The 14,437-nt window shown below is 63.4% G+C and carries 10 protein-coding genes and 1 pseudogene; all 11 read left to right on the top strand.

The genetic code is table 11. The annotated features are described in order from the left end of the window. The first annotated feature begins 96 nt into the window (after positions 1–96). The 11 genes and pseudogenes from PSH57_RS27020 to madM all read left to right on the top strand — a co-directional run bounded on the left by PSH57_RS27020 (position 97) and on the right by madM (position 14,189). A pseudogene (locus PSH57_RS27020) lies at positions 97–6,008 on the top strand (Hpt domain-containing protein). Then, a complete protein-coding gene (locus PSH57_RS27015; RefSeq protein WP_305386554.1) occupies positions 6,001–6,477 on the top strand; it encodes a chemotaxis protein CheW in 477 nt (158 codons plus the stop codon). The pseudogene PSH57_RS27020 and the gene PSH57_RS27015 overlap by 8 nt, the downstream one beginning before the upstream one ends. A gap of 458 nt (positions 6,478–6,935) precedes the next feature. Further along, entirely contained in the window at positions 6,936–8,606 is a 1,671-nt protein-coding gene (gene mdcA / locus PSH57_RS27010; protein ID WP_305416224.1) for a malonate decarboxylase subunit alpha, read from the top strand. After that, the gene (locus tag PSH57_RS27005; RefSeq protein ID WP_305386552.1) at positions 8,607–9,482 is read left to right on the top strand and encodes a triphosphoribosyl-dephospho-CoA synthase; all 876 of its coding nucleotides are present in this window, start codon (positions 8,607–8,609) and stop codon (positions 9,480–9,482) included. It abuts the gene before it with no gap. Continuing rightward, positions 9,482–9,781, top strand: coding sequence for a malonate decarboxylase subunit delta (locus tag PSH57_RS27000; RefSeq protein WP_214913753.1), 300 nt, complete (start codon positions 9,482–9,484; stop codon positions 9,779–9,781). Before PSH57_RS27005 ends, PSH57_RS27000 begins: the two co-directional genes overlap by 1 nt. Next, positions 9,774–10,625, top strand: a complete 852-nt coding sequence (locus PSH57_RS26995; RefSeq protein WP_305386548.1) for a biotin-independent malonate decarboxylase subunit beta — start codon at positions 9,774–9,776, stop codon at positions 10,623–10,625. Before PSH57_RS27000 ends, PSH57_RS26995 begins: the two co-directional genes overlap by 8 nt. Beyond that, a complete protein-coding gene (gene mdcE, locus PSH57_RS26990) occupies positions 10,622–11,425 on the top strand; it encodes a biotin-independent malonate decarboxylase subunit gamma (RefSeq protein ID WP_305386547.1) in 804 nt (267 codons plus the stop codon). The genes PSH57_RS26995 and mdcE overlap by 4 nt, the downstream gene beginning before the upstream one ends. Then, positions 11,422–12,042 carry a malonate decarboxylase holo-ACP synthase gene (locus tag PSH57_RS26985; protein ID WP_305386545.1) on the top strand — a complete coding sequence of 207 codons (621 nt, stop codon included), beginning with the start codon at positions 11,422–11,424 and terminating at the stop codon, positions 12,040–12,042. The genes mdcE and PSH57_RS26985 overlap by 4 nt, the downstream gene beginning before the upstream one ends. Further along, positions 12,039–12,959, top strand: a complete 921-nt coding sequence (mdcH, locus tag PSH57_RS26980; RefSeq protein WP_305386544.1) for a malonate decarboxylase subunit epsilon — start codon at positions 12,039–12,041, stop codon at positions 12,957–12,959. Before PSH57_RS26985 ends, mdcH begins: the two co-directional genes overlap by 4 nt. Before the next feature lie 67 nt (positions 12,960–13,026). After that, entirely contained in the window at positions 13,027–13,419 is a 393-nt protein-coding gene (gene madL / locus PSH57_RS26975) for a malonate transporter subunit MadL (protein WP_256230007.1), read from the top strand. Between the two features lie 5 nt (positions 13,420–13,424). Then, positions 13,425–14,189, top strand: a complete 765-nt coding sequence (gene madM, locus PSH57_RS26970) for a malonate transporter subunit MadM (protein WP_305386540.1) — start codon at positions 13,425–13,427, stop codon at positions 14,187–14,189. Positions 14,190–14,437 lie beyond the last annotated feature (248 nt).

The raw sequence follows: 14,437 nt of genomic DNA, 5'->3' as shown, positions 1-14,437 counted from the left end.
TTCGGGAACCGCGGCGCCTGCATCGCAAGCAAGCTTTGCTCCAACAGAGAAATCCCTTCCCCGCAGTGGTGGTGTGTTCTCCTGATTGGAGTGGTTATGGGTGATCGGCACGACTATGTGGCTCTGGAGTGGGTCAAGGGCGAGATTGCCGAAACGCTGAAGCAGGCCCATCTGGCCCTCAACCGCCTGGTGGACGACCCGCAGGCGGCGGATGCCCTCGCGCAATGCCTGGCTTGCATCCACCAGGTGCATGGCGGCCTGCAGATGGTCGAGTTCTATGGCGCGGCGCTGCTGGCCGAGGAGATGGAACAGCTGTGCGTCGCCCTGCAGGACAACCGCATCGCCCATCGCGACGAAGCCATCAGCCTGTTGAGCCAGGCCCTTGGGCAGTTGCCGATCTATCTGGACCGCATACAGGGCGCCCGCCGCGACCTGCCGTTGGTGGTGCTGCCATTGATCAATGATTTGCGCAGCGCCCGGGGTGAGAGCCTGTTGTCGGAGACCAGCCTGTTCAGTCCTGAGTTGCCGCAGATCGCGCCACTCAGCGACGAGGCCTTGAAGCGACTCGAGCCGCCGGACCTGCCAAGCACTTTGCGCAAATTGCGCCAGACCCTGCAAGTGGCCCTGGTGGGCCTGTTGCGCGAACAGGGCGACGCCACCCATTTAGGCTACCTGGCCAAGGTCTTCCATCGCCTGGAAGGGTTGTGCGCCGCAGCACCGCTCAATGCGTTGTGGCAGGTGGCGTCGGCGCTGGTCGAAGGCATGCGCGAGGGGCGTATCGCCAATAGCCCGGCGTTGCGCAGCCTGTTCAAGGAGGCGGACAAGGAACTCAAGCGACTGTTGGACCAGGGCATGCAAGGCATCAATCAACCGGCGCCGCCACAGTTGCTAACAAGTTTGTTGTTCTATATTGCCAAGGCCGAACATCCCAGCGGGCAGATGCAGATCATGAAAGAACGCTACTCACTGGACGACGCGCTGCCCGACAGCGCCATGGTCGACGAAGAACGCGCACGCCTGGCCGGACCGGACCGTGATGCCATGCGCTCGGTGCTCGCCGCACTCTGTGAAGAACTGGTGCGGGTCAAGGAGCGGCTCGACCTGTTCGTGCGCAGTGACCGCCAGCACGCCTCTGAGCTGGACAGCTTGCTGGCACCCCTGCGACAGATCGCTGACACCCTGGCGGTGCTTGGCTTCGGTCAGCCGCGAAAAGTGATCATCGATCAATTGGCGGTAGTCCTGAGCCTCGCCCAAGGTCATCGCGAGCCGGATGACGCGACGCTCATGGATGTCGCCGGGGCCTTGCTCTACGTCGAGGCCACCCTGGCCGGCATGGTCGGCACCGTCGAGCCCGAGAGCCCTGAAGACAGCCACCTGCCCACCACCGACCTGACCCAGATCCACCAGATTGTCATCAAGGAAGCCCACACCTGCCTGCAACAGGCCAAGGACATGATCGTCGACTACATCGACGCCGACTGGAACAGCGAACAACTGCAAGCGCTACCGGCGTTGCTGACCCAGGTGCGCGGCGCGCTGGCGATGATCCCCCTGAGCCGGGCCGCCAGCCTGGTGGAGGCCTGCAACGGTTTCATCCGTGAACATCTGCTGTTGGACCACGCCCAGCCGGGTTGGGAAGAGCTTGATCACCTGGCCGATGTGATAAGCGGCCTTGAATACTACCTGGAGCGTTTGAACGAAGACCCGGAAACGCTCGGCGAACCCTTGTTGGACGTGGTCGAACGGAGCCTGGGCGCCCTCGGTTATTTCCCCGACGAAGCCCGTGTGCCGTTGCTTGACGATGTACTGAGCCCCAACGAAGCCCAGGTCATGCAAGACTTGCAGGAGCTCGATGACCCGCAGACCGTGCAGTCTTTGGCTCAAGTGCTGGCCAGCCCGGTCTCGGCGGTCAACCCGCCGGCCAGGAGCACGCCGGGTAGCCTGCTGCCGCCGCCGCTGGACGAGCATCCGGTGGACGACGAGCTGCGCGAGGTCTTCCTTGAGGAAACCGACGAGGTGCTCGACGTTCTGCGCGAATACCTGCCGCGTTGGTCCGCTCACCCGGACGACCACGGCGCCCTGGCTGAACTGCGTCGGGCTTTCCATACCCTCAAGGGCAGTGGTCGGATGGTGCGGGCGCTGGTTTTGGGTGAGCTGGCTTGGGCCGTGGAAAACCTGCTCAACCGGGTGCTGGAGCGCAGCGTTGAGCCAAGTGCTGCGGTCCGGCAGTTGCTGGATGACACGGTGCAGTTGCTACCGGCCCTGGTGAGCGAATTTGCAGACAGCCGCCAGCGTCAGCGCGACGATGTCGACCGTTTGGCCGCCCGTGCCCATGTGCTGGCAAAGGGTGGCGACGACGAAGACGCACAGGATGTCGCCGCCCTCGACCCGTTGTTGCTGAAGATATTCGGTAACGAAGCCCAGGGTCACCTTGCCAGCCTCAATCGCTTTCTCGACCAGGCTGCCGAACACTTGCCGTTGCAAGCCAGCGACGAATTGCAGCGAGCCTTGCATACCCTCAAGGGCAGCGCATCAATGGCCGGCGTGTTGCCGATTGCCGAACTGGCCGGCGCGATGGACCAGTTGGCCCGGGAATACAAGGCGCACCTGATCGCCCTCGACCTTGATGAAACTGAATTGCTGCTGGAAGCCGAGGGCCTGTTGCGCCTGGGCTTGCGTCAGTTACACGACGCCCCCCTGGCGCCGATTCCCGGCGCCGAAGAGCTGATCCAGCGAACCCAAACGCTGCTGGCCGAGCGCCTGCAAGCGGCCCTCAGTGCACCGGACAAAGGCTTGCGGACCAAGCGCGATCCACAACTGATCAACAACTTCCTCGCCCAGGGCATGGACATCCTGCTTGACGCCGAGAACCTGTTGCGCCGTTGGCAGCAGCACCCCGGCGAAGGCCAGGAACTCAGTGCACTGCTGGACGAGCTGACCACCCTCGGCGAAGGCGCGCACCTGGCCGACTTGCACCCGGTGGACGAGCTCTGCGAAGCCTTGCTTGATCTCTATGGTGCAGTGGAAGAAAGCAGCCTGGCGGTCAGCGAGGTGTTTTTCCAGGAAGCGCAACGCGCCCATGAAGCCTTGATCGACATGCTCGATGAACTGGCCGCCGGCCAACATGTGCATTCACAGCCCGAGCGGGTGCAAGCCCTGCGCGGGCTTGCTCCAGGAGAGCCTCGACCCATCGGCTACCGGCCTGATCCGCAGCGATGGCAGCCGCACCCTGAGCATCCGCGAACTGGGGAACGCGACAGCTGAACTGCAGCGCAACGCCCCTGCTGAGACCTCAGTGGACGAGGACATTGCCTCGATCTTCCTCGAAGAGGCGCAGGATATTCTCGAAAGCGCCGCCCAGGCCCTGCAACGATGGCTGTCCGACCCGGACAATGCAGCGCCGCTGTCCTCGTTGCAACGGGGACCTGCACACCCTCAAAGGCGGCGCGCGAATGGCCGATATCCGGTCGGTGAGCGACCTGGCCCAGGAGCTGGAAAACCTCTACGAAGGGCTGGTGGACCGCCGTTACAGCCACAGCGCGGAACTGGAGCAACTGCTCAGCAGCAGTCACGAACGCCTCGACCTGCTGCTCGGGCAGTTGCAGCAGGGCCAGCCGTTGGGTGATCCCGTTGCGCTGATCGACGCCATTCGCCGGTTCCGTCAGGACAAGCCGAACCCAATCGATTCGGCCGGGTCGATCCAGAGCGAGGGGGCCGGACATGATCCGGAGCTGCTGGAAATCTTCCTTGAAGAAGGTTTCGACATTCTCGACAGCGCCGGCTCAGCGCTGCTGCGCTGGCAGGACGAACCGTCGAACCGCCAGGCCCTGGAAACCCTGCTGAGGGACTTGCACACCCTCAAGGGCGGCGCGCGAATGGTGGAAATCGTACCCATCGGCGACTTGGCTCATGAGCTGGAAAATCTTTATGAAGGCTTATCGGCAGGGTTGCTCCAGCCGACTACGGCGCTGTTCGCTTTGTTGCAAAGCAGCCATGACCGGCTGGCGCAGATGCTCGATGCGGTGCGCGCCGGCCACCCGTGCCCGCTCGCCGACCGGCTGATCGCGCAGATCCAGGCGGTGAATCATCCGCAGGACAGCGAGGCGCCCAAGGTCGTCTCCGCGCCGGAACCGACCCCGTCGCCTGCACCCGCAAGACCTGAGCCCGGTACCCCGAGCGACGGCGCGGACATGGTCAAGGTCTCCGCCGAACTGCTCGACGACCTGGTGAACCTGGCCGGGGAAACCTCGATTTTCCGTGGGCGTATCGAACAGCAGGTCAACGACGCGCGCGTGGCCCTCGGTGAGATGGAAACCACCATCGAGCGCATGCGCGACCAGTTGCGCCGTCTTGATACCGAAACCCAGGGGCGGATCCTCAGTCGTCAGCAGGTCGAGGCCGAGCGCCTGGGCTATGAAGAATTCGACCCGCTGGAGATGGACCGGCATTCCCAGTTGCAGCAGTTGTCCCGGGCGCTGTTCGAATCGGCCTCGGACCTGCTCGATCTCAAGGAGACCCTCGACCGTAGTAACCACGACGCTGAAAACCTGTTGCAACAGCAAGGGCGTATCAACACTGAACTCCAGGAAGGCCTGATGCGCACGCGCATGGTGCCGTTCGAGCGCATGTTGCCGCGGCTCAAACGCATCGTTCGGCAAGTGGCGCAGGAACTGGGCAAGGACGTGGAATTCGTGGTTGGCAATGCTGAAGGCGAAATGGACCGCAGCGTGCTGGAGCGCATGGCCGCGCCCCTGGAGCACATGCTGCGCAACGCCGTCGACCACGGCCTGGAGCCGGCCGACGTGCGCATCGCTGCCGGCAAACCGGCCCGGGGGCGTATCAGCCTCGACCTGTCCCGCGAAGGTGGCGACATCATTTTCGACATCCGCGACGACGGCGCCGGAGTGCCTCTGGAGGCGGTGCGCAGCAAAGCGATCAAGCGTGGCCTGCTAGCACCGGACAGCGACATCAGCGACCGAGACGTGCTGCAATTCATCCTGCAGCCGGGCTTTTCCACCGCCGAAAAAATCACCCAGATTTCCGGGCGCGGCGTCGGCATGGACGTGGTCCACGAAGAGGTGCGGCAACTGGGCGGCGGCATGGTTATCGACTCCACGCCGGGGCAGGGCGTGCATTTTCGCATCCGCTTGCCGTTTACCGTGGCGGTAAACCGGGCGTTGATGGTGCAATGTCACGAAGACCAGTACGCCATCCCCCTCAATACCATCGAAAGCATCGTTCGGGTGTTGCCCGCTGAACTGGACGGCTATTACCAGCTCGACCCGCCTGCCTACACCTACGCCGGGCAGCGTTATGAGTTGTGCTACCTGGGTGAGCTATTGAAAACCGGCGCTCGCCCGAAACTGCTGGGCCAGAGCCAACCGTTGCCGGTGCTGCTGATGCAATGCAACGAGCGGCATATCGCGGTGCAAGTGGATGCTACCGCCGGGACCCGGGAGATTGTGGTCAAGAGCCTCGGCCCGCAATTTTCGGCGGTGCAGGGCTTGTCGGGGGCGACGATCCTGGGCGACGGCCGGGTGGTGTTGATTCTCGACCTGTTGGCACCGATCCGCGCCTTGCCCCATCAGGCCCCACGCCGCCCGGCAGCGGCGCAAGGCGAGGGCGAGTACCCGCGACCCTTGCTGGTGCTGGTGGTGGACGACTCGGTGACGGTCCGCAAGGTCACCAGCCGCCTGCTGGAGCGCCACGGCATGCACGTGCTTACCGCCAAGGACGGCGTGGATGCCATGGCGCTGCTGGCTGAACATTCCCCCGATCTGATGTTGCTGGACATCGAAATGCCGCGTATGGACGGCTTCGAAGTGGCCACGCAAGTGCGCAATGACCCGCGCCTTGCCCACCTGCCGATCATCATGATCACCTCCCGCACGGGTCAGAAACACCGCGAACGTGCCATGGCCATCGGCGTCAACGACTACCTGGGCAAGCCGTATCAGGAATCGGTGCTGCTCGACAGCATCGCCCGCTGGAGCAAAACCCATGCATGATCTTCACCCCCGAACGGGGCACATCACCGGGTTGCTGCTACCCCTGGCCGACCGGCACCTGATCTTGCCAAACGTGGCCGTGGCCGAGCTGATCGATTACCAGAGCAGCGCGTTCGATATGGACACTCCGCCGTGGTTCCTGGGTTGGGTGAGCTGGCGCGAACGGCAAATCCCGTTGCTGAGCTTCGAGTCGGCCTGCGGCCAGAAAACCGTCATTGGCGAGCGAGTGCGCATCGTCATCCTCAACGCCCTCGGCGGCCGACCGGAGCTGCGTTTCATCGCGCTGCTGGTACAAGGCATTCCGCGCTCTTACAAGCTCGACACCCAACTGAGCTACGTCGACGTACCGTTGTGCGGGCTGGAACAGGCCGCGGTGCAAGTGGGGGAGCATGTGGCGAAAGTACCGGACTTGTTGGCATTGGAAGAGTTGGTGGTGGCTGCGGGGTTGGTTCAGCACCACAAACCCTGAGACATACGAAGTTGCAATGGTTGTACTTCGATCAAACTGTGTGAGCGAGCCTGCTCGCGAAGGCGGCGGTTTATTCAGCATGGGTGCAAGCTGACCCACCGCTATCGCGAGCAAGCTTGGCTCCCACAGGATAGGCGGTGGGCACTGATCTTATAAACGACCGAAAGCAGTGTCGGAGCGAGCCTGCTCGCGATGGCGGCCTGACAGCCGGCCTGGCTTTAGCGGGTATGCGCCAATCAGATCTGTTTGATCAGACCTGTTTGATCAGATCTGTGGGAGCAAAGCTTGCTCGCGAGGCGGCCTTATAGCCGACCTGTTTCTCCCGGTTGTGCGTCGCTCCCACAGGAACTGCGTTCAACCATTACGCCAAGCGTAACGATCCGCCACCGAGCTTGATTGATGCCCTCGCCACAACGCTCCTAATGTGACCTCCACGACAGCGAACCCGTGGAGTGGTCATGACAACAATAATATCCCCCGACTCGCGCTGGACGCGGCGGCGTTGCGAAAAGCAGCGGCGTCTCGAGCTGGTGAAGGGGCTTGCCGACGGTGTGGTGTTGCCCACCGACAAGATCGTTGCGGCGCTGGAGGCGTTGATCCTGCCGGGTGATCGCGTGGTGCTGGAAGGCAATAATCAGAAGCAGGCGGACTTTCTGTCGCGCTCTCTGGCCAAAGTCGACCCGGCGAAGCTGCACGACCTGCACATGATCATGCCTAGCGTCGGTCGCTCCGAACACCTGGACCTGTTCGAGCGCGGCATTGCCCGCAAACTCGATTTTTCCTTCGCCGGCACCCAGAGCCTGCGCATCAGCCAACTGCTGGAAGACGGCCTGCTGGAAGTCGGTGCGATTCACACCTACATCGAACTTTATGCCCGGCTGGTGGTGGACCTGATTCCCAACGTGGTGCTCTCGGCCGGGTTCATGGCCGACCGTGCCGGCAATATCTACACCGGCCCCAGTACCGAAGACACGCCGGCGCTGATTGAGCCGGCGGCCTTCAGCGATGGCATCGTCATCGTTCAGGTCAACCAATTGGTGGACGATGTCACCGACCTGCCACGGGTTGATATCCCGGCGTCCTGGGTCGATTTCGTGGTGGTGGCCGACAAGCCGTTCTACATCGAACCGCTGTTCACCCGCGACCCGCGCCATATCAAGCCGGTGCATGTGTTGATGGCGATGATGGCGATTCGCGGGATCTACGAGAAACACAACGTCCAGTCCCTCAATCACGGCATCGGGTTCAACACCGCCGCTATCGAGCTGATCCTGCCGACCTACGGCGAGTCCCTGGGTTTGAAGGGCAAGATTTGCCGCAACTGGACCCTCAATCCTCACCCTACGTTGATTCCGGCCATTGAAAGCGGCTGGGTCGAAAGCGTGCATTGCTTTGGCACCGAGCTGGGCATGGAAAACTACATCGCCGCGCGGCCGGATGTGTTCTTCACCGGTCATGACGGCTCACTGCGCTCCAACCGCATGGTCTGCCAACTGGCCGGACAATACGCGGTGGACCTGTTCATCGGCGCCACTTTGCAGGTGGACGGCGACGGACATTCTTCGACGGTGACCCGTGGCCGACTGGCTGGTTTCGGCGGTGCGCCGAACATGGGCCACGACCCGCGCGGTCGCCGTCACGGCACGCCGGCCTGGCTCGACATGCGCCACGGCGATGGCGAGGCGCCGTTGCTCGAACGGGGCAAGAAACTGGTGGTACAGATGGTCGAGACCTTCCAGGAGGGCGGCAAACCCACCTTCGTCGAAACCCTCGACGCGGTGGAGGTGGCGAAAAAAGCCGGCATGCCCCTGGCGCCGATCATGATCTATGGCGACGACGTCACCCACTTGCTCACCGAAGAGGGCATCGCCTACCTGTACAAGGCTCGCTCTCTGGAAGAGCGTCAAGCAATGATCGCCGCCGTGGCCGGGGTCACTGCCATCGGTTTGCGCCATAACCCGAAAGACACTGCCCGTATGCGCCGCGAAGGCTTGATAGCCCTGCCTGAAGACCTCGGCATTCGCCGCACCGACGCCACCCGTGAGTTGCTCGCCGCCAAGAGTGTGGCCGACCTGGTGGAGTGGTCCGGTGGCCTCTACAACCCGCCCGCCAAATTCAGGAGTTGGTAAATGCACGCCTTCAACCTGCAACCGGAAAGCCTGTCTCTGGCCGAGCGTCTGGCCGACATGGCGGTGGACGCGCTGATCGACGAAGCCGATCTGTCACCCAAACCGGCCCTGGTAGATCGGCGCGGCAATGGCGCCCACACCGATCTGCACCTGGGGTTGATGCACGCTTCGGCGTTGTCGCTGTGGCCGGCATTCAAGGAAATGGCCGACGCCGCCCTTGAATGCGGCGAGATCGGCCTGCCGTTGCGCGAAGCCCTTGGGCGGATCGGCCGGGAGGGGGAAGCGGCGATGCTCGCTACCACCGACGGCGTGAACACCCACCGCGGCGCCATCTGGGCCCTTGGCCTGTTGGTCGCTGCTATGGCGCTGGAACCTGAATCCAGCACTCCCAGCGCTGTTGCTTTAAGAGCCGCCCGCCTGGCCTTGCTGGAAGATCGCTATGCCCCCAAACCCTTCAGCCATGGTGCTCAAGTGGCCCAACGCTACGGTGTGCGCGGCGCCCGGGAAGAAGCACAGCTGGCATTCCCGGCTGTCACCGGCCTGGCCCTGCCGCAACTCAAGCGCAGTCGCGCGGCGGGGGCGGGAGAACAGAACGCTCGGCTCGATGCCTTGCTGGCGATCATGACGACGTTGGCCGACACCTGCGTGCTCTACCGCGCCGGCGAACCGGGTTTGCAGGCCATGCAGTACGGCGCCAAAGCGGTGCTCGACGCGGGCGGCAGCGCCAGCCTGGGCGGTCGTCGCCAGTTGCATGCGCTGGACCAACAATTGATTGCCATGAACGCCTCGCCCGGCGGCGCTGCCGACTTGCTCGCCGCTTGCCTGTTCCTCGACCGTATTGAGCGCGGCGATGGCCTCTTCCCAGGAGTGTGCTGATGCAAACCTTATCCTTTGAATTTCCCGCCGGGCAGCCGCCACGGGGCCGGGCGCTGGTGGGCTGCGTCGGCTCGGGCGACCTGGAAGTGCTGATCGAGCCGGGCCTGGCGGGCAAGTTGACCATTCAGGTGCAGACCTCGGTCAACGGCAGTGAACAACGCTGGCAACACTTGTTCGCCCGCATGTTCGACGGCCAGATGCCACCGGCCCTGTCTATCGACATCCACGATTTCGGCGCCACCCCCGGCGTGGTGCGTTTGCGCCTGGAACAAGGCTTCGAGGAGATCGGCCATGACTGACAGCGCAGCGTTGCTCAACAAACACAGCTTCGTCGAGCTGGGTGCCCGGCAACGGGCCAAAGCCCTGCTGGATGACGGTTCGTTCCGTGAACTGCTCGATCCCTTCCAGCGGATCATGTCGCCCTGGCTGCTGCGCCAGGGCGTGGTACCGCAAAGCGACGACGGTGTGGTGATCGCCAAGGGCTTGCTGGATGGCCTGCCAGTGGTGATCGCGGCCATCGAAGGTGCGTTCCAGGGCGGTAGCCTTGGCGAGGTCGGCGGGGCGAAGATCGCCGGCGCGCTGGAGCTGGCCGCCGAGGACAACCGCAAAGGCATTCCGACCCGCGCCGTGTTGCTGCTGGAAACCGGTGGCGTGCGTTTGCAGGAAGCTAACCTCGGGCTGGCGGCGATTGCCGAGATTCATTCGGCGATTGTCGACTTGCGCCAGTACCAGCCCGTCATCGGTGTGGTGGCCGGCAGCGTCGGTTGTTTTGGCGGCATGTCCATCGCCGCCGGGCTGTGCAGCTATTTGTTGGTGACCCAGGAAGCGCGACTGGGCCTGAACGGTCCGCAGGTGATCGAGCAGGAAGCCGGGATCGATGAATATGACTCCCGTGATCGGCCGTTCATCTGGAGCCTGACCGGCGGTGAGCAACGCTTTGCCACCGGCTTGGTGGACCGCTATGTGGCCGATGACGTGACGCAGATCCGCGAGCAAGTCAGCCAGTTGTTGCATTTGGGCGTACCCGCCGAGCACCGCAGCGCTCAGGCCGAGGTGTTCCTGCAACGTTTGGCCCGACTGGACACTGAAGTGCAAATCGAACCGGCCGCGGTTCGCCAGTTGTATCAGGGAGAACGCCCATGAATTCGTATTCGTTGAGAGGCTTGCGCTGGTTCGCGGCGCTGAGCGACGGCGCCAGGCCGTTGGGGGGACTGCCCGCTTCGCTGAAAGTGGCCGACGTCACACTGGGCGAGCAAAACGTGCGGCTGTTGGCGGTCGTGGCCGATCCCGATAGCCGTTTCCCTCGGGCCCGCAACGGTGAAGTCGGTTTGCTGGAAGGCTGGGGCTTGGCCAAGGCCGTGGATGACGCCATTGACGCCGACCGCGATGCGTCCAGCAAGCGCGCGCTGATCGCCATCGTCGATGTGCCGAGCCAGGCCTACGGTCGTCGCGAAGAAGCCCTCGGCATTCATCAGGCCCTGGCCGGTGCGGCGGACAGTTATGCCCGAGCGCGGCTGGCCGGGCATCCGGTGATTGGTTTGCTGGTGGGCAAGGCTATGTCCGGGGCATTCCTGGCCCACGGTTATCAGGCTAACCGGTTGATCGCCTTACGCGATCCAGGCGTGATGGTCCACGCCATGGGCAAGGCCTCGGCGGCGCGGGTGACCCTGCGCAGCGTCGAAGAGCTTGAAGCCTTGGCCGCCAGCGTGCCGCCGATGGCTTATGACATCGACAGCTTTGCCAGCCTCGGGTTGCTGTGGGAAACCTTGTCGGTGGAGCAGATTGAACAACCAAACGCAGCGGATCTGGCACGGGTCAGGGAGTGCTTGCAACAGGCGATCAACGACGTGGCAGGCGCGCCTCGGGACTTGAGCAGCCGCCTCGGGGCGACGCATCGTGCGGCCTCCAGCACCGTTCGCCAATTGTTGAGAGCGCAGTGGTGAGCACGTTCCTGGCCCACGACCTGCTGTGGGGAATGACGCCACAGCCGTTGCCTGCGGATGCGCCGGCGTGGGTCATTGAGTCCCTCAGCCTTGGGCAACCGGTGGTGGTGCGGCGGGCGATGAGCACGCCGGGGCACATTGCCGTGGGCGTGCGCGGAGCCTTGCGGGAACAGCGTTACGCCACGTCGATGCCGGTGACGGCGATCCAGCGCCGGGTGCGCCCGGAGGATCTTTGCCATGTCGCATTGCGCCGTGACTTGCCGGCGTTGCAGGCGCTCGCTCAATTGCGGCCGATGCTGGATGCCAGCGGCTGGATCTGGGGCGTCAGCGGCAGCGCCGGATTTGAACTGGCCAGTGGCATCGAGGCGCTGCATGCGCGCAGTGACCTGGATTTGATCCTGCGCACACCGCATCCGCTGGATCGTATTCAGGCCCGGGATTTGTTGACGCAACTGGACGGTTCGACGTGCGCCGTAGACATGCAATTACAAACCCCCTTCGGCGCCGTCGCCCTGCGCGAGTGGGCCGGCGCGGCGCGGCGGGTATTGCTCAAGGATAATCTTCAGGCGCGTCTGGTGACTGATCCGTGGCAACCGGCGCTGGAGCAAGTGGCGTGAGCAGCCTTTTGGTATTCCCCGGCCAGGGTGCGCAGCGAGCGGGCATGCTCCAGGGCGTGTCGCCGCAACTGCTGGAACAGGCCGGTGAAGTGCTGGGGGAAAACGTACGACAGTTGGACAGCACCGAGGCGTTGCAGTCGACCCGGGCCGTGCAACTGTGTCTGTTGATTGCTGGTGTGGCAGCGGCCCGGCAATTGTTGGAGCAGGCACCTGCGCCGGATTACGTCGCGGGCCTGTCCATCGGCGCGTACCCGGCGGCGGTGGTGGCCGGTGCGCTGGAGTTCGATGATGCCTTGCGGCTGGTCAGTCTGCGGGGCGAACTGATGCAGCAGGCGTATCCGCGAGGCTATGGCATGACGGCGATCATCGGTCTTGAGCTTGCGACGGTGGAGGCGTTGCTCGCGCAGGTACACAGCGCCATGACGCCGGTTTACCTGGCCAACATCAATGCCGATAACCAGGTGGTCATTGCTGGCAGTGACCAGGCAATGGGTATCGTCGCCGAGAAGGCGCGCAGCCAAGGCGCCGCGAAAGCATGTCGGCTGGCGGTGAGCGTACCGTCCCACTGTCCATTGCTGGAGGTCCCGGCCCGGACACTGGCCCAGGCGTTCGCCGACGTGCCGTTGAAAGCGCCCTCGTTGGGTTATCTGAGCGGCAGTCGTGCCCGGCCCATGGTGAACACCGACGCCTTGCGTGAGGACCTGGCCTTCAACATGTGCCGCGTGGTGGACTGGCGCGGCACCGTGCAAAGCGCCTACGAGCGAGGCGTGCGGTTACAGATCGAACTGCCACCGGGTGCGGTTTTGACGGGACTGGCGCGTCGGGTGTTCGAGCAAGGCACCGTCATTGCTTTCGACGGTGCGCGCCTGGACACCTTGCAGACGTTGCTCAGAGAGGAGGGACGCCGCCGACCCTAAACCACCGACTCAAGCTGGCGAAGCACAAAAACAACAACTTCGACGATGCACTTTGAGGACTACAACAATGATTATTTACGGTGTGGCGTTTCTGGCCTTTTGTACCCTGGCGGGTATTTTCATCGGTGAGCTGCTGGGCAAGCTGATCGGCGTGCCGGCCAACGTCGGCGGTGTCGGCATTGCGATGCTGCTGTTGATCGGCCTGGGCAGTTACCTGAGCAAACGCGGGCTGTTCAAGGGCAAGTCCGAAGCCGGCGTGGAATTCTGGAGTGCGATCTACATTCCTATCGTGGTCGCGATGGCGGCCCAGCAAAACGTCTATGGCGCGCTCAAGGGCGGGCCAATGGCGATTCTGGCCGGGACCCTGGCGGTGGTGATTGCCTTTGCGATGGTGCCGGTGCTGGTGCGCATCGGCAACAAAGGGCCTGAAAGCGATGTTTCCGCCAAGACAGTCGGGTGATTGCCATGTACGAATCAATGATGAAAGTGATCACCGGCTACGGTCTGCTCAGTGGCTTTGCGATTGTCGGCATCACCATGTGGGTGTCGTACTGGATCAGCGACACGTTCACCAAGGGCCGCCTGCACGGTTCGGCCATCGCGATTCTCCTGGGGTTGGTGCTGTCGTACATCGGCGGTGCGATGACCGGAGGGCAGAAGGGTGTAGTAGACATTCCGCTGCTCTCGGGCATCGGCCTGCTGGGCGGCGCCATGCTGCGGGACTTCGCCATTGTCGCCACGGCGTTTGGCGTGAGTGTCGAGGAACTCAAGCGCGCCGGTTTCGTCGGGGTGCTGGCGTTGTTCGTCGGGGTGGCCACCTCGTTCATCGCCGGTGTCGGAGTGGCGATGGCCTTCGGTTACACCGACGCGGTGAGCCTGACCACCATCGGCGCCGGAGCGGTGACCTACATTGTCGGGCCGGTCACTGGCGCGGCGATTGGTGCCAGTTCCGAGGTGATGGCGCTGTCCATCGCCGCCGGTTTGATCAAGGCGATCCTGGTGATGGTGGCGACGCCGTTCGTGGCACCTTTGATTGGCCTTAACAATCCGCGCAGTGCGGTGATCTTTGGCGGGTTGATGGGCACTTCCAGTGGCGTGGCCGGCGGCTTGGCGGCCACCGATCCGAAACTGGTGCCGTATGGTTGTCTGACGGCGGCGTTCTATACGGCGCTCGGGTGCTTGCTCGGGCCTTCGCTGTTGTTTCTGATCATGCGGGGGTTGATGGGGTAGGGTTTAGTCTCTTCGTTGAAAGGACTGGCGTCTTCGCGAGCAAGCCCGCTTGTATGGTAAGACTTGAAGGGAGGAGGAGGGACAAAGTCCGCTTCTGACTGTTAGCCGCAGTACAGACCGTGGGAGATTTCACCCCTCCTCCTTTCACCCAAGCGCCGATAAAGAATGCATCTGGCCTAGACCGACGATAGGAACAAGCCTGCGCCTCTGGGTGAACCCTTCAAGTGTTCAAACCTTAGCCCGGAGGA

Source organism: Pseudomonas hefeiensis, assembly GCF_030687835.1.
In the GTDB taxonomy this organism is placed as follows: domain Bacteria; phylum Pseudomonadota; class Gammaproteobacteria; order Pseudomonadales; family Pseudomonadaceae; genus Aquipseudomonas; species Aquipseudomonas hefeiensis.
The sequence above is the reverse complement of the archived record's forward strand: the minus strand, read 5'-3'. Positions and strand labels throughout refer to the sequence as shown.